Raw genomic sequence first — 21,626 nt, forward strand, 5'->3', positions numbered from 1 at the left:
CTGGTAGCATGCTTGCCACTTTTAATAATAAAAAGATGGGAAAAGGCAAGATGACGATTGAAACCCCGATTTTAATCACATTTGTTGGTTACTTAGTATTGATGATGGGCATAGGTTTTTGGGCTTACCGTGCTACCGATACTGTTGATGATTATATTTTAGGTGGCCGCAAAATGGGCCCCGCAGTGACCGCACTCAGCGTGGGAGCATCTGACATGTCAGGTTGGCTGTTACTGGGGTTACCCGGCGCAGTTTACTTAAGCGGCTTAGGTGCAGCCTGGATTGGCGTAGGATTAATTATTGGTGCTTGGCTAAACTGGTTATTTGTTGCCAAGCGACTGCGCATTTATACCCAACTCGCCGATAACGCCCTCACTTTACCGGATTTTTTCGAGAAACGTTTCCACGATACCCAAGGCTATCTCAAGCTCGTTTCCGCAATCACTATTCTGGTGTTTTTTACTTTCTATGCCTCCTCTGGCATGGTCGGTGGCGCGATTTTGTTTGAGAAGGTCTTTGGGCTTGATTACACCGCAGCCCTCGTGATTGGCTCGGCCATCATAGTCGGTTACACCTTTATTGGCGGTTTCTTTGCCGTGTGTTGGACTGACTTTTTCCAAGGCAGTTTAATGCTCATCGCCCTATTGATTGTCCCTTTCGCCGTTTTCGCTCACCCCGAAAGCCATGCAGGTATTGAAACGATCGATCCCGCGATGTTGGCATTGGTCAATGACAAAACCACTGCCATCGGCATGTTATCTTTGCTCGCATGGGGCCTAGGTTATTTTGGTCAGCCACATATTTTGTCGCGTTTTATGGCGATAGGCAGTGCCGATGCCCTGCCCTTGTCACGCCGTATTGCCATGAGCTGGATGGTGTTATCTCTCATTGGCGCGTTAGCCACAGGTATTGCAGGCTCGCTCTATTTCGCCAAAGAGCCATTAGCCAATTCTGAAACTGTGTTTATCCATTTAGCTCAAGCGGCGTTTAACCCATGGATTGGTGGGCTATTAATCGCCGCTATTTTATCGGCAATCATGAGTACTATCGACTCACAACTCTTAGTCTGCTCAAGTGTCATCACCGAAGATTTCTACCGTAAATGGTTACGCCCAAAGGCCGATGATCGCGAGCTAATGATGGTAGGTCGTTTAGGCGTACTCGCTATCGCTGTGATTGCAGGTGTGATAGCACTCAATCCTGAAAGTAGCGTACTCAGCCTAGTGAGTTATGCTTGGGCAGGCTTTGGTGCGGCCTTTGGTCCCGTAGTCTTGTTATCCTTGTTTTGGAAGCAATACAGCCGTAATGGCGCTATCGCCACTATTATTGTCGGTGCATTAACCGTGGTGATTTGGAAGCAACTCACTGGTGGCATTTTTGAAGTATACGAAATCCTTCCTGGGTTTATATTCGCGACTATTGCGGGTATTTTAGTCAGTAAATTCTCTGCTCCAAGTGAAAAAGTAACGACAGAGTTCGAACAATTTAAGTCTGCACTCTAATCTAGATATGCTTCCATATGTTTAAAAGCGCACAAGTGTGCGCTTTTTACATTTTGTATCCTTTTAAATACCCTACACACCATTACAAACCGTTAACTTCAATTGAAACCCATAGCAGCACCCAAAGCCCTTCATATCAAGCATCTGGCCAGACCATTCAAGCATACTAAAGTATCACTCTTGTTTTAAAGACTTTTAATTAACTGAAAATTAACATATTTCACTTCTGGTCGGACTTGTTGAGGGTACATTGAATCCATAAGATGCCGGAGACTAATAAATGGATTTAAATACTTTCGGCGGACTAGGACCGAATAAAAATCCAATACTTATAAAAAATAGAGAGAATAATAATGAAAACATTCAACAAGACACTCATTGCCGTTTCTGTCGCATTAGCAAGCACACAAACCTTAGCTTCAGGTTTTCAACTAAACAGCCAATCAGCAACTGGTATGGGCCGTGCATTTGCGGGTGATGCGGTTATTGCCGATAACGCTTCTGTGTTATCACGTAACCCTGCTGCTATGGCATTATTCGATAAAGATGCGATCTCCTTCGGCTTAACTTATGCCGATATTACTGTTGATGTTAAAGATGTTAACTTTGCCGGTGGTGCCGTTGACTTAGGCAGCATCGATGACGCGGGTAGCTCTAAAATTATCCCTAATATTTTCTACATCCACCCCATCGACGATAAGTTCGCCGTAGGTTTTGCCGCTTTCTCTAACTTTGGTACCGGTACCGATGCCAGCTCACTTTCAAAGAGTTTGCCAGCAGGCTCACCAGCACCTTATGATCTGCTTGGCGAAACAGAAGTAACAACGGTTAACTTTAACACCAGCCTTTCATACCGTATTAATGACATGTTCAGTATCGGTGCTGGTATTGATGCCATTTACGGTGAAGGTCGTTTAACCCGTAACATGGGCGCGACACCTCTGGTTGACGTCGACGCTGACGGTTGGGCGTTTGGTGGTATTGTGGGTGCCACAATTGAGTTAGATAAAGACAATCGTTTCGGTATCAGCTACCGTTTCAGCCCAACAGTGAATGTTAAAGGTGATATCAACACGATCAGCACTAAAGATCTATCTGCCGTTGGTTTAGGTTCAAAAACAGCACTAGCGACAAGCTTTGACAGCTTAGACGTACCCCTTGCGGATATTTTCCAAGTTGCTGGTTTCCATCAGCTCACACCTAAGTTTGCAGTGCACTACACTGCGCAGTACACCCAGTGGAGCAACTTTGAACAAATCACGGCTAAAGATGGCGTAGCCACTATTATTCCTGGTCAAGCGGGTGCAGGTACTCAACTGCAAGCTGGCGACGTTGCGCTGAAAGAATACCAATGGAAAGATTCATGGTTATTCAGCCTAGGTGGTACTTATACTATCAACGAACAATTCACCGTGCGCGCGGGTTATATGCATGACCAAGGCGTTGTGGACGAAATCAGCTCTATTTCATTCCCAGACTCTGACCGTAACTGGTACACCGCGGGTATGAGCTACCACATCAACCCACAAAACACCGTTGACTTTGGTATCGCTTATATTAAAGGTGAAGAAGTTCACCTGATCGAAAACAGCGCAATCGCAGGCCCTGTTAATGCGATTACTGAATCAAGTGGTATGTACTACTCAGTTCAATACAGCTACCAGTTCTAAGATAAATTCCTAACACCAAAAGCCGCATTTTTTGCGGCTTTTTTGTATCTTAAGCATTTATTGCCTAAAGTTAATTCATACTCCTGTAAACGCAGCTACGGCTATGGCTAAAGTCATTGGACTCGGTGGAATTTTCTTTAAAAGTGTCGATCCCGTTGCCTTGGCAACTTGGTACAAAACCCATCTTCAAGTCCCCATTGAAAACTGGGGAGGCGCCGCGTTTTATCACACAGATAAATCAACTCTTGGCTACCATGTTTGGACCCCTTTCGCCCATAGCACGGACTATTTCGCCCCCTCAGATAAAGGGTTTATGTTCAACTTTGTCGTTGACGATTTAGAGCAAGCACTCGTACAAGTAGAGCAAGGTGGCAGTCAACCGATTGGTGGTATTGAAGATTCAGAATTTGGCCGCTTTGGCTGGTTTATTGACCCTGATGGCAATAAAGTCGAATTATGGCAGCCAAGCGCCATCCCTCCTGAAAAATAAATGCTTTAAACAGATATTTCCAAACTCATCTCTCAACATAATCTCCCCTGCCTTAAGCGGCATCTATTCCGAATAAACCCAGTGCATGACTGAGGTTTATTCGGTATCGTAGACTGAGTTCATCTAATCAAGAGATTCTTTTTATGGAAAAAAATAACATCCTTCCTGCCCTGCTGTTAGGTGGTTTCCTTTGCGCGGGGCTTGTTTATGTAGGCCAGACAGCAAGCTCAGCACTATTGCAAATGAAAGCCATGGAACGCACTGTCACGGTAAAGGGCTTAGCGGAAAAAGAAGTCAAAGCCAATGTGGCAATTTGGCCAATCAATTTCACTGAGGTCGATAACAATCTGCCTAAACTCTACGAGACGGTTCAGCAAAAAACCGATCGTGTTGTGGCGTTTTTAAAGGAACAAGGCTTTAGCGACAGCGAAATTACTGTCTCTTTGCCTTCAATTGAAGATCGCCAAGCCCAAGGTTATGTCGATCCTAACGTCAGATACCGTTACTCGGCAAAAGTGAACCTATCGGTTTATACGCCACAGATTGATCTCATGCTGAACACCCGTAAGCAAATGATTAACTTAGTAAAAGAAGGTATAGCGATTGCCAGCCAAGATTATGATAATCGCACTGAGTTTCTGTTTACCGATCTCAACTCAGTCAAACCTGTCATGGTGCAAGAAGCGACTCAAAATGCCCGCGAAGTGGCTGAAAAATTTGCTAAGGATTCGGATTCTCGCCTCGGAAAAATTAAAAGTGCGAGTCAAGGCCAGTTCACTATTTCTGACCGCGACAGCAGCACGCCTTACATTAAACAAATTCGCATCGTTTCCACACTAACCTATTATTTAAATGACTAAATTTTAGGCTTAATTTGAAGCTCTGAAGCACGAGGAATAAGGCGCTATAGGCCTTATTCCTTATTCCTAAATTAGGTAAAAACACTACATTAAATTTTTCTAATAAATATTGATTGCCTATTGAAAACAACTCCATTAGAATTTTCTCATAAATTACATCTGGGGTGATATAAGTTATGACATCAATTTCTCGTGCTTTTTTATTACTGCTGGCACTTTCCAGTACTCAAGTTCAGGCTGCCTCAGTCGAAACCATCGAAGTCCTAAACAAACCATATCCGAATTGGGTCACCTTAGACGCCACCATTGAAGCAGTAAAAGCAGCGACGGTATCGGCGCAAACCTCTGGCCGTATTGTCAAACTCAACTACGATGTTAACGATGTCGTCCCCGAAGGAGCCGCTCTACTGGAAATTACCAGTAAAGAGCAAGGCGCTGAACTGGCAAGCTTTGAGGCTGATCTAGCCAAAGCGAAGGCTTTAAATGTCGAAGCTCAGGCACAATACAAACGTTATAAAGAGCTATTTCCCCAAGGCGCGATTTCTAAGGGCGCGATGGATGAAGCCACCGCCAATGCTAAAGCAACAGAACAAGCCGTCAGTGCAGCACAAGCCCGTGTCATCAAAGCCAACGAATCCTTAAAATACACTGTCGTTTCAGCGCCTTTTAGTGGCATAGTCACTGAGCGTTTTGTCGAACTTGGCGAAACTGTAAGCCCAGGACAAGCACTACTTTCAGGGTTTTCCGCGAGTCAAATGCGCGCCATTACCCAAGTGCCACAGCGTTACATTAACCAACTTAAAAATTCCCCCGAATTTCTCGTCCGTTTAAGTGATGGGCGCGAGTTCACCTCAACTGACCTCACGATTTTCAGTTTCGCCGATCCCGTCAGCCACAGTTATCAAGTGCGAATTAATCTGCCAGAAAATGAAGCCAATCTTCAACCCGGTACTTGGGCAAAAGCTTCCTTTAAAAATGGCGATCGGGAAAAAATCCAACTGCCCGCCTCTGCACTGCTCACAATGAACGAACTGAGCAGTGTTTACCTTAAACAAGGCGAAGCCTTTGTGCTGACCCAAGTCCGTGTCACTGAGCCCTTAGATGGCGAGGTAGAAGTGCTTGCGGGCCTTAAGTCGGGTGATAAGGTGGCCGTTGATGCCTACCAAGTGTTGCTCAGCAAGAAGCAATAATTCCCTAGCGACTTAAGCTTTGTCGAGGTTGTTTTATGAAACATGCTCCAGTACCACAAACCACACTTGGGATTTCCGGACGAATTGCCGCAGCCTTTCAAAATAGCGCCATCACGCCGCTATTAGCACTTCTCGGGCTCTTACTTGGCTTATTCGCCATTTTGGTGACACCAAAAGAAGAAGAGCCACAAATTGATGTCACCTTTGCCGATGTGTTTATCCCTTTTCCCGGCGCGACACCCACGGAAGTTGAAAACTTAGTCACTCTGCCAGCGGAACAAGTGATCTCCGAAATCAAAGGCATAGATACTCTGTACTCGTTCTCCCAACCCGATGGCGCGCTGATCATCGTCATCTTTAAGGTCGGCGTTGCGCGCAATGATGCCATCGTAAGCCTATACAACCAGATTTATTCCAATATGGATAAATTGCCAAGGGACGCTGGCGTGGGCGATCCGCTAATTAAACCCCGCGGCATCGATGATGTGCCCATTGTCAGTTTGACCTTGTGGTCTAAGGACAGGCAAGTGTCTGCTGAGCAGCTAACCCATGTCGCCCTTGGATTAGAAACCGAAATTAAGCGTATCCCCGGCACTCGCGAAATCGATACCGTTGGCCAGCACGATATGGTGGCCAACATACGTATCGATCCCGCCAAGATGAACAGCTTTAATCTGACCTACGATAAGTTAAGACAAAGTCTGAATGACAATAATATGGTCTCTATGCCTGCATCCTTAGTGCAAGGCAATCAAGAGATTAAAGTTCAGGCTGGGCAGTTTTTACAATCCATCAACGATCTCAAGCAATTAGTCGTCAGTGTCTATCAAGATAAACAGGGCAAGAATATTCCGATTTATTTGGCGGATATTGCCGAAATCAGCTTAAAAAGTGATATCCCTAAACAGAGCGTTTGGCACGCAGATAAAACCGACATTTATCCCGCCGTTACAATCGCAATTGGTAAACAAGCAGGCCAAAACGCTGTCGATATCGCCGACAGTGTGATTGAGCGGATAGCTAAAGTCGACAATGTGTTGATCCCGGCAAATGTCGAAGTCACAGTGTCACGTAACTATGGCGAAACCGCGGCGGATAAATCTAACACCCTTATTTTAAAACTGATTTTTGCCACCAGCGCCGTAGTCGTACTGGTCTTTTTAACCATGGGCGCACGCGAATCCTTAGTCGTAGGTGTGGCCATTATTATCACGCTGGCGATCACCCTTTTCGCCTCTTGGGCGTGGGGATTTACTTTAAACCGCGTGTCCTTGTTCGCCTTGATTTTCTCCATCGGCATCTTGGTCGACGATGCCATAGTCGTAGTAGAAAACATCCACCGGCATATGGCGCTCGGCAAAAAGTCCTTCAGCGAGCTTATCCCAGTGGCGGTCGATGAAGTCGGTGGCCCGACGATTCTGGCGACATTTACAGTTATCGCAGCCTTGCTGCCGATGGCTTTTGTATCGGGCTTAATGGGGCCTTACATGAGCCCGATCCCCATCAACGCCAGTATGGGCATGTTAATTTCCCTCGTTGTGGCATTTGTGGTCACTCCTTGGCTCAGTCGTAAACTGCTGAAACATAATGACCAACACGATACTGCCCAAGCCTCGCACGAGGATGAAGCTGAAACTAAGATGGTGCGCCTCTTTACTCACTTAATTGGTCCTTTCCTGCTGGGTAAAAATGCCCGTAAGGCAAGAATAGGACTGGCTGTCGGCGTATTTGTGTTAATCGGCATCGCCGTCGCGCTCCCTGTCGGTCAGCTCGTGGTGCTTAAAATGCTGCCCTTCGATAATAAGTCCGAGTTTCAAGTGATGGTGGACATGCCAGAAGGCACTCCCGTAGAGCAAACACAAAGAGTATTGCAGGATTTGAGTCGCTACCTAACAACCGTCCCTGAGGTCGAGCATCTGCAATTGTATGCGGGCACTAACGCGCCAATGAACTTTAACGGCTTAGTGCGCCACTATTTCCTGCGTCACAGCCAAGAGCTTGGCGACATCCAAGTGAACCTAGTGGATAAGAAACACCGCAAGCGCGACAGCCACAGCATAGCGGTATCGGTGCGAGACGAACTGCAGCAAATTGGCGAGCAATATCAAGCCAATATCAAAGTGGTTGAAGTGCCACCTGGACCACCAGTGTGGTCGCCGCTGGTTGCAGAAGTGTATGGCCCAAGTCCCGCTATTCGCGAGCAAGCCGCATATGAGATGCAGGCGCTGTTCCATGAAACCAAAGATGTGGTCGATATCGATATTTTCTTGCCCGCCGCCCAGCAAAAATGGCAAGTGATGATCGACCGCAGTAAAGCCAGCCTGATGGCCGTGCCCTACAGCAATATTGTCGACTTGATTGCCACCTCAGTTGGCGGCAAAGATGTGAGCTATTTACATCAAGCCCAGCAAAAACAACCGATACCGATCCGCCTGCAATTAAACGAAGGCGCGAAAGTCGATTTAGAGCAAGTGCTGAATATGAAGTTACTGAGCCAAACGGGGCAATCTGTGCCTGTCTCTGAGCTGGTGACCATCAAACGCGGCAAAATCGATGCACCAATTATCCATAAGAATATGATCCCTATGATCATGGTCGTCGCCGATATGTCGGGGCCATTGGACAGCCCACTCTACGGTATGTTCGATATGGCGGGCAAAATTGATGGCACCGATGGCTTAGGATTTGATCAGCATTATATTCACCAACCCACAGGGTTAGACTCAGTCGCCGTGCTCTGGGATGGCGAATGGAAGATCACCTACGAAACCTTTAGAGACATGGGTATCGCCTATGCCGTTGGCATGATTGCGATTTATTTATTGGTGGTCGCGCAGTTTAGATCTTATCTGGTGCCGCTTATCATCATGGCGCCAATTCCACTGACTGTGATTGGCGTAATGCCTGGACATGCCCTGCTCGGAGCGCAATTCACGGCGACGTCCATGATAGGCATGATAGCGCTGGCGGGGATTATTGTGCGTAACTCGATATTATTGGTCGATTTTATTAATCAAGAAACCGCATCCGGTGTGCCCTTTGAGCGGGCAGTGATCCACTCTGGCGCCGTGCGAGCTAAACCTATCATGCTGACTGCATTTGCAGCCATGATAGGGGCATTGTTTATTCTTGATGATCCGATTTTCAATGGCTTAGCGATCAGTCTGATCTTTGGTATTTTTATCTCGACCATACTGACCTTAGTTGTCATCCCTGTGCTGTACTACACGGCCATGAAAAACCGTATGAATACTTTTCAGATACAAACACAAACACAAAACTAACCACAACAAAGGCCATCACCAAGATGGCTTCAAGGAGTAAGGTATGTCATTAGAACGCAGTATTATGGCTTTTGCCGGATTGATGGTGTTACTGTCACTGGTGTTAACCGCCTATGTGCACCACAACTTTCTGTGGTTAACCGCATTTGTTGGCGCTAACCTATTCCAAAGTGCTTTTACCGGTTTTTGCCCTGCCGCCATGGTTTTACGCAAATTAGGGGTAAAATCAGAGGCTGAAATTGCTAAGCAAAGCTAAGCCACATAAAGTCACTTCTTAAGAGTTAAGATAAGAGTTAAGAGTTAGGTGAGCAAGTACACGCTTGGTTAATACAAGCGTGCCCAAAAGCCGTCAAGGAGAGATAAAGTGACCCACAACCTCGTAACCCGTGGCCAAAGTCTAATGCGCTTAGCCCTATTAAGCTTGCAATCACTGGTACTCATGCCACTGCTGCTAATGCCCATGATAGCCAGCGCCGCCGACCAAGATCCTGCAATCGCATGGGATAAAATTGCCGCAGGCGCTATGGTGCTCGATGTCAGAACGCCTGAAGAATTTGCCGAAGGTCATTTAGCGAATGCGGTCAATATTCCCTTTGAGCAAGTGACAGAGGAGTTTGCTAAGCGTGGCATAGCCAGAGATGCTCCCGTCGTCTTGTATTGCCGTAGCGGTCGTCGTAGCAGTATTGCGACCGAAGCCTTAGTCGCTGCCGGATACACCCAAACCTATAATGGTGGCGGCTATTCCACCTTAGTTGAAGCGCAAAAAACGCCCGCTAAGTAATTCACAACCATCAAATTGGCTCTAGTGTGGGGAAGTAAGAATAAATCACTTTAGTACTCTCACCTCGCTCTAGTAATTCAAGGTTTAACGGCTAAAAGCGCCCTAGGGCGCTTTTTTATTATCTAAATAAAATATCGAAATTAAGCAGGGGGTGGATTAATAGGTTCTTACCAGATTCATTGTGGACGAAAGAGCACAGGATTTTTTAGTAGTTCTATAAAATAAGTAACACCCGTATTCCCAAACAGCCTAAGTAAAGTCAATCAATTGGCAACTGCCACCCTATTGACAGCCTTTTGCAACAATTTCGCATAATCAATCACTTGAGAAAATCTTATCATTATGATGAAAACTTAAAGTTTGTTTTTGTTATTTTTAATCACAAAAAAATATATATATAAATTTCAATGCATTGCTAACAGCAAAATCAATCAAAAACCCGTATATGGAGTCGTAAATTCGTATTCACTTATTCACGTTTATCACATAAAAAAACAAATATTTTAACAAAATCTGGTTACAACTCGTTACAATTTGAATTTATATGCACTATAAATGCCTATTAAATCTAAACACTTACCAACCGCCATACCGTTAACAAATCATTTACAAATACTGTGGTCGCAGATAAATTCACTAACCGAGTAGCATCTGAGTCGTAGTTATTCTTATGAAACATAAAATAATAATGATTAACACTAAATTGACCATGGAAGAAGAACATGACAATCAACAGAACCACTAAAATAGCGTTAAGCCTTTCAAGCTTAGCTATTGCGATCTCAGCCGGTGTACAAGCAGCACCACAAGCCCCAGGTTTTGCCGCAGCATTACAAGCACAAACCTCACCACTGCCAAAGCGTTACATTGTGAAGTTTAAAAACACTGATGCCGCGGCCATCATGTCAGCTAATAGTGTGCAATCAACGAGTGATCTGCAGTCACTCAATGACGCGACAACAGATACGCTACCAACCACAATGAATTATCAGCCACAAATGGCTGAAATCAGTGCCCAACATACCGCATTAAATAAAGTACAAGCGAAGGAAATGAAGCGTATCGGCCGCAGTAACAGCTACTCGGTGAAACTCGATGCCAAAGGGATCAATGAATTAAAAACCCGTGCTGATGTGGAATATGTCGAAGAAGATATGCCACGCCGCTTTCTAAGTGAAAGTACGCCTTGGGGCCAAACTTTTGTGGGAGCAACCCAGCTAAGCGACAGCCAAGCTGGCAACCGCACTATTTGTATTATCGACTCAGGCTACGACCGTAGTCACAGCGACTTAGGTGGCAACAATGTCACAGGGACCAATAACTCAGGCACGGGTAACTGGTTTGAGCCGGGCAATAATAACGCCCACGGTACCCACGTTGCGGGGACGATTGCGGCGATCGCCAACAATGATGGCGTGATCGGCGTTATGCCAAATCAAAATGCCAATATTCATGTGATCAAAGTGTTTAATGAATCTGGCTGGGGCTACTCTTCATCCTTAGTCGCTGCCGTAGACACTTGTGTCACCAACGGCGCCAATGTTGTCACTATGAGTTTAGGTGGTTCAGGTTCTAGTACCACTGAGCGTAACGCTCTGGCTGCCCACTATAATAATGGTGTTCTCCTGATTGCTGCTGCGGGTAACGATGGGAATAGCACTCACAGCTACCCAGCATCCTACGATGGCGTCATGTCCGTCGCCTCTGTGGATAACCATAAAGACCACTCAGCATTCTCCCAATACACTAACCAAGTGGAAATATCAGGCCCTGGTGAAGCCGTTCTATCGACTGTTACCCGTGGCGAAGGCCGTTTAGCCGATATCACTATCGGCAATCAGTCTTACTTTGACTCAGGTGTCGTGCCGCACAATCGCCTGATATCCTCTGGTGGCAGCTATGTCCCCGCACCATTTAACGGTACCAGCACTGCAACTTTGGCAGAATGTACCGTTAGCGGCACAAACTTCAACTGCGGCAACATGACCAATAAGATTTGTTTAGTGGAACGTGTTGGTAATCAAGGCACTAGCTACCCTGAAATTAACGCAGCTAAAGCCTGTAAGAATGCGGGTGCCAGTGCGACGATTGTTTACAGTAACGCGGCATTACCCGGCTTACAAAACCCCTTCCTTGTCGATGCTAACAACGAAATCAATATGGTTTCTGTATCTGTTGATCGTGCAACAGGTTTAGCATTGCGCAATCAACTGGGCGCCACAGTCACTGTCAGCAACCAAGGCAATAAAGATTACGAGTACTACAATGGTACATCAATGGCGACACCGCATGTGTCAGGTGTTGCGACCTTAGTGTGGAGCTACCACCCAGAATGTAGTGCGGCGCAAGTCCGTAACGCATTGAAAATGACCGCCGAAGATCTTGGTACTGCGGGTCGTGACAACTACTATGGCTATGGTTTAGTTAATGCAGTTGCAGCAAAAGCCTTCCTAGACGCATCTTGTACTGGTCCAACGGGTCCTGTCGATCCAACCGAACCGGGCGATAGTGTTCTGGTGAACGGTGTGGCGAAAACAGGTTTAGCAGGCGCAACAGGTGAAGAATTACATTTTTCATTTGAAGTTCCAGCAGGTGCAACTAACCTAGGCTTTGTGATGAACGGTGGCACAGGTGATGCGGACTTGTATGTGCAATATGGCGCGGCGCCAACCACCACTAATTACGATTGCCGTCCGTATAAAAGTGGCAATAGTGAGTCTTGTCCAATCACCAACGTACAATCAGGCACTTACTATGCCATGGTGAAAGGCGATTCGGCTTTCACTGGTGTGTCGTTAACGGCGAACTACACAGCGTCTAATGGCGGCGGTACGCCAACGAGCTATACCAATACTGATAACTATAATATTCCTGATAACAAAGCGGCGGGGATCACTAGCCCAATCACGGTTACTCGCACAGGTGATTCAGGTACTGTGACTGCAGTCGTGAACATAGTCCACCCTTACATTGGTGACTTAAAAGTGCAGCTGATCAGCCCTTCAGGAAAAACGGTTACCCTGCATAACAACACAGGTCTTGGTGCAGACAATATCAATAAGAGCTATACCGCAGATATGACAGGTGCGAATTCGAACGGCGTATGGAAGTTAAAAGCCGTAGACAGTGGCCGTGGTGATGTTGGTTATATCGATAGCTGGGAACTGAGCTTCAAATAAATCAAAATCGATACTTTTACTGATACTTAAAAGTGATAAACGGAAAGAGCCTGCAATTGCAGGCTCTTTTTTTACAAAACATGTTATTCAATATCTTTGAGAATTTCAGGCTCAATCAACACGCTGGTTTCATTATCCGATAACCAAATTTGGCCTTCACTAATCGAAACTTGCAATGCCATATTACGCCCAACAAACGCTTCCATCGCCGTGACGGATTCTTCGGCAATATTCCACACTTTTAAATTCTGATAACGCTCTAACGCTTGCTGATTCTGTTTCCACCAAATCGGTACACTGCGACCACCATAGGTAAAGAGCTGTACGACTTTGGCACGGCCGCTGGCCTTTCGAAGCCATTTTTCATCGGCCTGACCAAACTCAACCCACAGCTCAATTTCACCGGATAGGGTTTTGTCCCATAGCTCTGGCTCGTCATCGACGCACAGACCTTTACTAAAACTTAAGGTTTCGCTGGCATTCACAATAAACGCGAGTAAACGCACCATCATGCGGCCATCGGTTTCGGAAGGATGCTGGGCAAGCGTCAATTGATGGTCTTGGTAATAATTCCGATCCATATCGGCTATCTGTAAATTGACTTTAAACACGGTCGCCTTGAGGGCCATAGTCATCCTAAATGCAGAGTGAAATCCTGAAACAGCGAAATCCTAAAATAAGGCTGCCGAGTCTACCTGAGACTCGGCATTAGCTCAAACGAACAATAGAATACGCCCATGAAATCGAACATAAAGTGCAATCGAATAGAAGGTTAAATCGAACCCAAGGCTGAATCGGTAAGAAATTAAATCGCACCGGGTCGCAGATGTTTAGCCATGGGGAAATGGGCTTTCAACAAGCTGATTTTTTGCGTATCCGCTACCAGTAACATGCGCGTACCCAGCTCATACTGTTGACTCAATTCACTGAAAGCGGGTAAAAAACCGCGATCTGCGTCGCGGCGAACAAGTTCAGCGAGTTCGACGCTCAAATCCCCTTGGCTGTATATCCAATCGAGGCGCTGTAATAATGGCATGGCTGCGAGCGGCAATAAGTCCACAGACGTTGCATCATCCAACAAAAGGATTTCGCCGCGGCTGACTAAGTTATTAAACGCATTATGGTAATGCTCGGTGGTACGACTATCGAAACGGTCGCCATTGGTATCGAAAAAACGCTCCCAAAATAAGCGGCGTTTCGAGGTTGAATCGAGTTTATCTTGTACTTCGACGCGTCTATCGGCGACAAAATCGAATAACGGTTTGAGTGACTGCGGTAGGCTAGATTCTAAACGCGAGCGAATCGTGCGTGCAAATACCGGTGCAGCGCCCGCAGTGCTGATCGCGACCACTAAACGACCTCGATCAACAATAGAAGGAGTGATAAAGCGGCAAAAGGCCGGATTATCAACGGCATTAACCCAGATACCACGCGCGGTAGCTAAGGTCGCTAACTCTGCATTAAGACTGTCGTTTGCCGTAGCTAAATACACCAAATCATAATTTTGAATGTCGGCATGGACGACTTCACGCTGGGATAACAAAATGCGGCCAGCATCTGCATAACGTTGCACTTCAGGGTTCACCTCTGGCGCTACCACGTGGATATTGGCTTCAGTACGTGTCAGCAGTGCTAACTTACGGCTAGCCACATCGCCCGCGCCCACCAGTAGAACATTCAAATTAACCGTATCGACAAACAAGGGAAAATATTGCATTAGAAGAGATCCTGAACGCTTAGTCCTGCACGACTGGCAGTTGACGCTGTACCCAGCCCTTATAGCCACCAATCATAGATGCAACGTGGGTGTAACCCATAAGTTGCAGATTATGGGCAGCCAAGGCGGAGCGCGCACCACCCGCGCAGTAGAGTAATATAGGTGTATTTTTATCGGGGAAACGCGCTTCGATATCACGCTCTAAAATACCCCGGCTTAAATGTTTCGCTCGGGGTAAATGATCTTGCAGCCACTCACGATCCTCACGCACATCAACAAGGTGCCAGCGGTCATCGGCCTGATAAGCTTCGATTGTCACTTCGGTGATATTAGGCAGAATAGCGTCAACAAGGGCGGAAAATGCATTGGGATGTTGCATCACTAACTCCTAGATAAGATATTGAATGGCATGATGAATGTCAGCTTATCAGCAAAGTGTAATCTTCTCATCCTGCAGAGGCAATCTTTCAGCCTCACCGCAAAGCTGAGAAAGTTGCCAGTGAAAGACTAGTTGTGGCTCTCGCTGCGCTCTGAGCTACATTGCCAGCAAAGCTCAAAACTGCCTTCATTAGTCTCATGGCATTGCACACACTGCCATTGCGGACTTTCAACATCCAACGCATTCAATTGAACTTGTGCCGACGCGTATTGGGACTCACCTACCCATAACTCGACGTTTTGCATCCCAGTAGGGAGTTCACCAATGCCGCCTAATAACGCTTCACCTCTGAGTTCAACATGAATGCCACAGGCTTCCAATAAACCTTTCCATGTATGGGCCTGCAATAAATTACCACCAGCAACTAACACTTTACGTTCTTCCATGCGACATCCTACGGCTACAACTCTCTAGAATATGGGTTGCCGACATCCTACTGCTAAATAGCCGAGGCTGTCGAGCGCTGATTTTTACATCAGTTGTTAAATAAATTAACATTCACTTTTTACAGCATAACTGACTATAACTTTGTGAGTTTGCTAGCAGAATGTCAGATACGCCTCAAAATCGATGCAAAAAAAAGCCACCTCGTCGGTGGCTTTTTAACTCCAAATTAACCTTTAAGGCATCATAGGAGGTTGATCTGCGCCTTCTTTCTCAATCTCAACTGGCATCATGTGTTCACGATTGATACCCAGTTTAACGGCCAAGAAGCTCGCCACATAGATAGAGGAATAAGTACCCACAAAAATCCCCAACAGCAATGCAGTCGCAAAGCCATGGATCATAGTGCCGCCCTTAAGGAACAAGGCCACAACAGTCACCAAAGTCGTGCCCGTTGTAATAATGGTACGGCTCATAGTTTGACTGATTGAAATGTTAACTATTTCTTCAGGATCGCTCTTACGCAGCTTAAGGAAGTTCTCACGGATACGGTCAAATACCACGATAGTATCGTTAAGTGAGTAACCCACCACAGTCAACAAGCCCGCCAATACGGTCAAGTCAAATTCCAATTGAAATAACGAAAACACCCCTAAGGTCACGATGACATCGTGCGCCAGTGCCGCTACAGAACCAAACGCTAAGCGCCATTCGAAACGAAACGACACATAGATCATGATACAAATCAGCGCAACTAATACCGCCAATGCACCTTGCTCTGCCAGTTCTTTACCCACTTGTGGGCCAACAAACTCAACACGCTTCTGCTGCACTTGTGGGTCAACTTTCTGCGCGGCTTCCATGATAGACTTAACCTGCACATCACTCTTAACGCCTTCTTTCACCTGTAAACGTACAAGTACGTCACGGCTAGAACCGAAGTTTTGCACGATCGCACCTTCGGAATCTGGCGTCGTCAGTTGCACACGCAGCGCATTCAAATCAACCGGCTGAGTAAACTCCATTTCAACAACAGTACCGCCAGTGAAATCAAGACCCCAGTTAACGCCATTAGTTGCGAGCGATACCAGCGAGCCCAGCACTAACACTGCCGACATAATGCTAATAGGCAGTGCATGGCGGAGGAAGTTTACTGTATGTTTTAAGGATAAAACTTCAATCATTGTCACTTCCCCTTAGATAGACAGAGTCTTCACGCGCTTACCACCCCAAATCGCGTTAACGATTGAGCGAGTACCCACGATGGCGGTAAACATAGAAGTCGCAATACCTATCATTAAGGTCACAGCGAAGCCTTTAATCGCACCAGTACCTACGGCAAACAAAATGAGCGCAGTGATGAAGGTGGTGATGTTCGCATCGGCGATAGTTGAGAAAGCATTACCATAACCTTCATGGATTGCCTGCTGTACGCTACGTCCTGCACGAAGCTCTTCACGAATACGCTCATAAATCAGCACGTTGCCGTCAACCGCCATACCGACCGTCAACACCATACCGGCAATACCGGGTAGGGTTAACACAGCGCCAGGGATCATAGACATAACGCCCACAACCATGACTAAGTTTGCGGTTAAAGCCAGGTTAGCAATAAGCCCAAAGCTACGGTAGTAAACCAACATAAAGAGTAAGACAACTGCCATACCCCATACCATAGCTTGCACACCGCTTTGAATGTTTTCAGCACCTAAGCTTGGACCAATGGTACGTTCTTCAACAATTGATACAGGGGCAATCAAGGCACCCGCACGCAGTAATAGCGCAAGGTTTTGTGCTTCACCATGACTTAAGCCAGTGATCACAAAGTTACGGCCTAAACGTGCTTGAATAGTAGCAACCGAAATTACTTCTTCAATTTTCAGCATCTTAACGCTGCCATCGGCATTGCGTTCACCACTGTCTTTATACTCGATGAACAAAGTCGCCATAGGCTTGCCTATGTTGTCTTTGGTCACGTCAGAGAAAATGGTACCGCCTTTAGCGTCGAGGTTGATACTGACCTGAGGACGACTGTACTGGTCAAAGCTAGGTTGTGCGCCAGTGATATGATCACCCGTCAACATCACTTCTTTCTTCAATATCACAGTGCCACCTTCGCGGCGCTGATACACTTCAGAACCCGCAGGTACACGGCCTGATTGCGCAGCATTCGGATCGGCTTTGTCATCCACCATGTGGAATTCAATTGATGCGGTTGCACCTAAGATTTCCTTAGCACGAGCCGTATCTTGCACACCTGGCAGCTCAACGATAATGCGCTCGGCGCCTTGACGTTGTACTACAGGCTCAGCCACACCTAACTCGTTAACACGGTTACGAATGGTAGTAATGTTTTGTTGCAGTGCTTCTTCTTTAATCTGCTTTAGATAAGCTTCACTCATCACAGCTTGCAGCGCGAAATCTTCGCCACGGCTAGCATCGGTGAACACCATATCTTGATTGCGAGTCTTAAGAAAACGCTCGGCAGTCGCTAAGTTTTCAGCATCACGGAACTTGATTTCAATTCCAGTGGCATTAACACGAATACCAGCATAACGAATGGTTTCTTCACGTAATTGTGAACGGAAATCAGCGACTTTAGCTTCTTCCATCTTACGAATCGCTTCGCCCATGTCCACTTCCATGAGGAAATGCACACCACCGCGAAGGTCAAGACCAAGCTTCATTGGGCTACCGCCCATGGACTCGAGCCACTTAGGCGTCGCAGGCGCTAAGTTAAGTGCCACAGTAAACTTATCACCTAAGCTGTCAGCAATCAGTTCTTTAGCCAGTAGCTGTTGATCCGCATTTTGCAAACGGACCAACAACTGACCTTTTTCAAGCTCAGAGCGCTTTACCGCAATGCTCTTACTGGCTAACAGCTCGTTCACACTGGCTTGGGTAGATGCTGTTACTTCAGCACCTCGAGTCGCCACCACTTGCACCGCGTGATCTTCACCAAAAAGGTTAGGTACGGCATAGAAACAACCTATGGCGATGACGAGCATCACCATAATGTTTTTCCACATTGGGTATTTATTTAACACGCCTGAGCCCTCTTGGCTTACAACGACTGGATAGAGCCCTTAGGCAATACAGCTGCAATATAGTCTTTTTTGATCGTGATTTGTGTTGTGTCGTTCAAGCTCAGTAACACGTAATCGCTTTCGTCGCTGATTTTTGCAATCTTGCCTAAAATCCCACCACTGGTTAACACTTCATCGCCTTTGCCTAATGAAGACATCAGATTTTTGTGCTCTTTAACGCGTTTTGATTGCGGACGGAAAATCATGAAATAGAAAATCAGGCCGAAAATCGCCAGCATGAAAATCAGTTCCATCGTGCCGCCACCTTGTGGTGCGCCGGCAGCGCTTGCATATGCATTTGAAATAAACATAGTTTTTCTCTTCTTATTAGCAAAAAATCAATCGACTAACTCTGGTACTTCGCGACCTTGACTGGTATAGAAGTCCGCCACAAAGGCGTCTAATGTACCCGTCTCAATCGCACCGCGCAAACCTTCCATTAACATTTGATAGTATCTCAAGTTGTGAATGGTGTTTAAACGCGCACCCAGAATCTCATTACAACGATCTAAGTGGTAAAGATACGCCCGTGAATAATTTTTACAGGTATAACAATCACACTTAGTATCAAGTGGTGACGTGTCATCTCTATGACGCGCATTGCGTATTTTGATCACACCTTCACTCGTAAACAGATGACCGTTGCGGGCATTACGGGTTGGCATCACACAGTCAAACATGTCAACACCACGACGTACACCTTCAACTAAATCTTCTGGTTTACCGACCCCCATCAGATAGCGAGGTTTGTCTGCAGGAATTTGCGGGCAAATATGCTCAAGAATGCGATGCATATCTGCTTTAGGCTCACCGACGGCCAAACCACCGACGGCATAACCGTCGAAACCAATATCGACTAAGCCTTTTAAGCTTTCGTCGCGTAAATCTTCATACACACCGCCCTGAATAATACCGAAGAGTGAGTTAGGGTTCTCTAAACGGTCAAATTCATCACGCGAACGTCTCGCCCAACGCAAAGACATCTGCATTGACTTGCGCGCTTCATCTTCAGTTGCGGGATATGGCGTACATTCGTCAAAAATCATCACCACATCACTGCCCAATGCATCTTGAATTTGCATTGATTTTTCAGGATCTAAGAAGATTTTTTCACCATTAATGGGCGAACGGAAATGCACACCTTCTTCGGTGATCTTACGTATATCGCCAAGACTAAACACTTGGAAACCGCCCGAGTCCGTTAAAATAGGACGCTGCCAGTTCATAAAGTCATGCAAGTCACCGTGCTTACGCATGATCTCTTCGCCTGGGCGCAACCATAAATGGAAAGTGTTACCGAGCAAAATATCCGCGCCAGTGGCACGTACTTCTTCTGGTGTCATGCCTTTCACTGTGCCGTAGGTTCCTACCGGCATAAAAGCGGGGGTTTCTACTGTGCCACGATCAAAAATTAACCGACCACGGCGCGCACGCCCGTCGGTAGTGTCTAATTCAAATTTCATAATTCACCTCGCCAGATAAACAGTCTGACTACATTTTTAATGGCTAATGCCATTTTGATTAACAATAGAGATGGGGACAGCGTTAAAAGGTTCAATCTTTTAACGAAAAAAATTGCCGCACCATCTCACTTTGGGCGGCTATTTTAAAACAAAATCTTGGTCTAGTGGGCTTTTTTCGTCACAAACATCGCATCGCCATAGCTAAAGAAGCGATATTTTTGCGTGATAGCATGTTGATACGCCGCCATAACATGATCAAAACCAGCAAAAGCACTAACTAACATGATCAAAGTTGATTCAGGTAGATGAAAATTTGTCACCATAGCATCGACCACTTGGAATTCATAACCTGGGTAAATAAAGATATCGGTATCGCCGCTAAAAGCTTTGAGCTCGCCAAGGCTTGCGCGTGCCGCACTTTCTAAGGAGCGCACTGACGTCGTCCCTACGGCCACCACACGTTTACCCGCAGCTTTGGTTTGCGCGATTAAATCAACCACATCCTGCGGCACATTCGCCCACTCGGAATGCATCTTGTGTTCAAGAATAGTATCGACACGCACTGGCTGAAATGTTCCCGCGCCCACATGCAAGGTCACAAACGCGACATTCACGCCCTTGGCTTTTAATGCATCGAGCATGGCATCGTCAAAATGCAAACCCGCCGTTGGCGCGGCAACTGCACCAGGGTTTTGGTTATACACAGTTTGATAGCGCTCTTTGTCGGCATCTTCATCGGGTCTATCGATATAAGGAGGCAAAGGCATGTGCCCTACTGCTTCAAGCACTTCTAAGATGGTTAACTCTGATAACAACTCAAGTTCAAACAAGGTATCGTGGCGGGCGACCATCTTCATTTGATAGCCACCGTCGAGATGGATTAACGAATCCACTTTCGGGGATTTAGAGCTGCGAACATGGGCGAGGATGCACTTATCATCGAGCATACGCTCAACTAAAATTTCTAACTTGCCACCACTGGCCTTTTGACCAAACATGCGCGCGGGGATCACTCGGGTATTGTTGAACACCATTAAATCACCGGGATTAATCATCCCCAGCAAATCGGTAAACTGTTTGTCGCCTAACGCGCCAGAGTTGCCGTCTAAGGTTAACAGACGAGATGCATTACGCTGCGCCATAGGATAACGAGCGATCAGCTCATCGGGGAGATCGAAAGAAAAGTCTGCAACGCGCATATTGGCCTCTAGATAGCTTAGAACGGCGGCTAGTCTATGGTTAGAGGCCAATAAGATCAAGATTACTTATTGCCAGTGTCCACTTCTTGCTCGGGTTCCACTGGATTGATGCCATCTTGGGGCTGATTATCATCGGCATCGAATTTTAGCCGCGAGCGACTAAAGTCATCCATGCTGAAACGGTGTTGTTCAAAGGGGATTTCTATTAGCACTTTTTTGCGCTTCTGCTGCTCGTCTTTACCAAGCATTTTGGTGAACCAGTTCCACATCATCCATGATCCTAAAAAAGGTTATTGATTTTATTTCACTTTCCCTTATCGATTACTATGTCAACGTTGAAGTCAGCCATAATTATTCACGGCGAATCAAATGTTATTATCAA

General features: G+C 46.2%; 19 protein-coding genes. 9 read left to right on the top strand and 10 right to left on the bottom strand.

Annotation, left to right across the window (positions count from 1 at the left end):
- Positions 1-50 precede the first annotated feature (50 nt).
- From putP to L5L91_RS14030, 9 genes are all read left to right on the top strand, one after another.
- Positions 51-1,502, top strand: coding sequence for a sodium/proline symporter PutP (gene putP / locus L5L91_RS13990; protein ID WP_105253092.1), 1,452 nt, complete (start codon positions 51-53; stop codon positions 1,500-1,502).
- Positions 1,503-1,855: 353 nt separating this feature from the next.
- Complete coding sequence (locus L5L91_RS13995; protein ID WP_105252077.1) at positions 1,856-3,172, top strand: OmpP1/FadL family transporter; 1,317 nt, start codon at positions 1,856-1,858, stop codon at positions 3,170-3,172.
- 103 nt (positions 3,173-3,275) lie between these two features.
- Positions 3,276-3,662, top strand: a complete 387-nt coding sequence (locus L5L91_RS14000; RefSeq protein WP_263236911.1) for a VOC family protein — start codon at positions 3,276-3,278, stop codon at positions 3,660-3,662.
- Between the two features lie 143 nt (positions 3,663-3,805).
- Entirely contained in the window at positions 3,806-4,522 is a 717-nt protein-coding gene (locus L5L91_RS14005; RefSeq protein ID WP_263236913.1) for an SIMPL domain-containing protein, read from the top strand.
- Between the two features lie 176 nt (positions 4,523-4,698).
- The gene (locus tag L5L91_RS14010; protein WP_263236916.1) at positions 4,699-5,712 is read left to right on the top strand and encodes an efflux RND transporter periplasmic adaptor subunit; all 1,014 of its coding nucleotides are present in this window, start codon (positions 4,699-4,701) and stop codon (positions 5,710-5,712) included.
- Positions 5,713-5,747: 35 nt separating this feature from the next.
- Positions 5,748-8,996: an efflux RND transporter permease subunit gene (locus L5L91_RS14015; protein ID WP_263236919.1), complete on the top strand. Its 3,249-nt coding sequence runs from the start codon at positions 5,748-5,750 to the stop codon at positions 8,994-8,996.
- Between the two features lie 43 nt (positions 8,997-9,039).
- Entirely contained in the window at positions 9,040-9,252 is a 213-nt protein-coding gene (locus L5L91_RS14020) for a DUF2892 domain-containing protein (protein ID WP_105252075.1), read from the top strand.
- 108 nt (positions 9,253-9,360) lie between these two features.
- Positions 9,361-9,777: a rhodanese-like domain-containing protein gene (locus L5L91_RS14025; protein ID WP_263236920.1), complete on the top strand. Its 417-nt coding sequence runs from the start codon at positions 9,361-9,363 to the stop codon at positions 9,775-9,777.
- Positions 9,778-10,499: 722 nt separating this feature from the next.
- Positions 10,500-12,956, top strand: coding sequence for a S8 family serine peptidase (locus tag L5L91_RS14030; RefSeq protein WP_263236922.1), 2,457 nt, complete (start codon positions 10,500-10,502; stop codon positions 12,954-12,956).
- A gap of 83 nt (positions 12,957-13,039) precedes the next feature.
- Here L5L91_RS14030 and L5L91_RS14035 read toward each other — a convergent pair whose 3' ends face one another.
- The 10 genes from L5L91_RS14035 to L5L91_RS14080 form a co-directional block, all read right to left on the bottom strand.
- Positions 13,040-13,585, bottom strand: coding sequence for a YaeQ family protein (locus L5L91_RS14035; RefSeq protein WP_028761068.1), 546 nt, complete (start codon positions 13,583-13,585; stop codon positions 13,040-13,042).
- A gap of 176 nt (positions 13,586-13,761) precedes the next feature.
- On the bottom strand, positions 13,762-14,673 hold the full coding sequence (locus L5L91_RS14040; RefSeq protein WP_168824282.1) for a bifunctional precorrin-2 dehydrogenase/sirohydrochlorin ferrochelatase: 912 nt from the start codon (positions 14,671-14,673) through the stop codon (positions 13,762-13,764).
- A 19-nt stretch (positions 14,674-14,692) separates the two neighbouring features.
- The gene (locus tag L5L91_RS14045) at positions 14,693-15,052 is read right to left on the bottom strand and encodes a rhodanese-like domain-containing protein (protein ID WP_113941668.1); all 360 of its coding nucleotides are present in this window, start codon (positions 15,050-15,052) and stop codon (positions 14,693-14,695) included.
- Positions 15,053-15,180: 128 nt separating this feature from the next.
- Positions 15,181-15,498 (bottom strand): DUF2007 domain-containing protein, encoded by a 318-nt coding sequence (locus L5L91_RS14050; protein ID WP_028761071.1) that lies wholly within the window; start codon positions 15,496-15,498, stop codon positions 15,181-15,183.
- 234 nt (positions 15,499-15,732) lie between these two features.
- On the bottom strand, positions 15,733-16,680 hold the full coding sequence (gene secF, locus L5L91_RS14055; protein WP_028761072.1) for a protein translocase subunit SecF: 948 nt from the start codon (positions 16,678-16,680) through the stop codon (positions 15,733-15,735).
- 12 nt (positions 16,681-16,692) lie between these two features.
- Complete coding sequence (gene secD / locus L5L91_RS14060) at positions 16,693-18,543, bottom strand: protein translocase subunit SecD (protein ID WP_028761073.1); 1,851 nt, start codon at positions 18,541-18,543, stop codon at positions 16,693-16,695.
- A 17-nt stretch (positions 18,544-18,560) separates the two neighbouring features.
- On the bottom strand, positions 18,561-18,893 hold the full coding sequence (gene yajC, locus L5L91_RS14065) for a preprotein translocase subunit YajC (protein WP_007649452.1): 333 nt from the start codon (positions 18,891-18,893) through the stop codon (positions 18,561-18,563).
- 27 nt (positions 18,894-18,920) lie between these two features.
- Positions 18,921-20,045, bottom strand: a complete 1,125-nt coding sequence (gene tgt / locus L5L91_RS14070) for a tRNA guanosine(34) transglycosylase Tgt (protein WP_006082277.1) — start codon at positions 20,043-20,045, stop codon at positions 18,921-18,923.
- Between the two features lie 161 nt (positions 20,046-20,206).
- Complete coding sequence (gene queA / locus L5L91_RS14075) at positions 20,207-21,244, bottom strand: tRNA preQ1(34) S-adenosylmethionine ribosyltransferase-isomerase QueA (RefSeq protein WP_168824289.1); 1,038 nt, start codon at positions 21,242-21,244, stop codon at positions 20,207-20,209.
- Between the two features lie 62 nt (positions 21,245-21,306).
- The gene (locus tag L5L91_RS14080) at positions 21,307-21,516 is read right to left on the bottom strand and encodes a hypothetical protein (RefSeq protein WP_105252070.1); all 210 of its coding nucleotides are present in this window, start codon (positions 21,514-21,516) and stop codon (positions 21,307-21,309) included.
- Positions 21,517-21,626 lie beyond the last annotated feature (110 nt).

Source organism: Shewanella sp. SM55, assembly GCF_025654025.1.
Classification (GTDB): domain Bacteria; phylum Pseudomonadota; class Gammaproteobacteria; order Enterobacterales; family Shewanellaceae; genus Shewanella; species Shewanella oncorhynchi.

Bases quoted from the DNA above. Each gene is read 5' to 3' on its own strand.
- L5L91_RS14050 (WP_028761071.1), bottom strand. From the start codon at position 15,498: ATGGAAGAACGTAAAGTGTTAGTTGCTGGTGGTAATTTATTGCAGGCC.
- L5L91_RS14010 (WP_263236916.1), top strand. From the start codon at position 4,699: ATGACATCAATTTCTCGTGCTTTTTTATTACTGCTGGCACTTTCCAGT.
- L5L91_RS14015 (WP_263236919.1), top strand. From the start codon at position 5,748: ATGAAACATGCTCCAGTACCACAAACCACACTTGGGATTTCCGGACGA.
- L5L91_RS14040 (WP_168824282.1), bottom strand. From the start codon at position 14,673: ATGCAATATTTTCCCTTGTTTGTCGATACGGTTAATTTGAATGTTCTA.
- L5L91_RS14005 (WP_263236913.1), top strand. From the start codon at position 3,806: ATGGAAAAAAATAACATCCTTCCTGCCCTGCTGTTAGGTGGTTTCCTT.
- L5L91_RS14000 (WP_263236911.1), top strand. From the start codon at position 3,276: ATGGCTAAAGTCATTGGACTCGGTGGAATTTTCTTTAAAAGTGTCGAT.
- secF (WP_028761072.1), bottom strand. From the start codon at position 16,680: ATGATTGAAGTTTTATCCTTAAAACATACAGTAAACTTCCTCCGCCAT.
- putP (WP_105253092.1), top strand. From the start codon at position 51: ATGACGATTGAAACCCCGATTTTAATCACATTTGTTGGTTACTTAGTA.
- L5L91_RS14020 (WP_105252075.1), top strand. From the start codon at position 9,040: ATGTCATTAGAACGCAGTATTATGGCTTTTGCCGGATTGATGGTGTTA.
- L5L91_RS14035 (WP_028761068.1), bottom strand. From the start codon at position 13,585: ATGGCCCTCAAGGCGACCGTGTTTAAAGTCAATTTACAGATAGCCGAT.
- queA (WP_168824289.1), bottom strand. From the start codon at position 21,244: ATGCGCGTTGCAGACTTTTCTTTCGATCTCCCCGATGAGCTGATCGCT.
- L5L91_RS14045 (WP_113941668.1), bottom strand. From the start codon at position 15,052: ATGCAACATCCCAATGCATTTTCCGCCCTTGTTGACGCTATTCTGCCT.
- L5L91_RS14080 (WP_105252070.1), bottom strand. From the start codon at position 21,516: ATGATGTGGAACTGGTTCACCAAAATGCTTGGTAAAGACGAGCAGCAG.
- L5L91_RS14030 (WP_263236922.1), top strand. From the start codon at position 10,500: ATGACAATCAACAGAACCACTAAAATAGCGTTAAGCCTTTCAAGCTTA.
- L5L91_RS13995 (WP_105252077.1), top strand. From the start codon at position 1,856: ATGAAAACATTCAACAAGACACTCATTGCCGTTTCTGTCGCATTAGCA.
- tgt (WP_006082277.1), bottom strand. From the start codon at position 20,045: ATGAAATTTGAATTAGACACTACCGACGGGCGTGCGCGCCGTGGTCGG.
- yajC (WP_007649452.1), bottom strand. From the start codon at position 18,893: ATGTTTATTTCAAATGCATATGCAAGCGCTGCCGGCGCACCACAAGGT.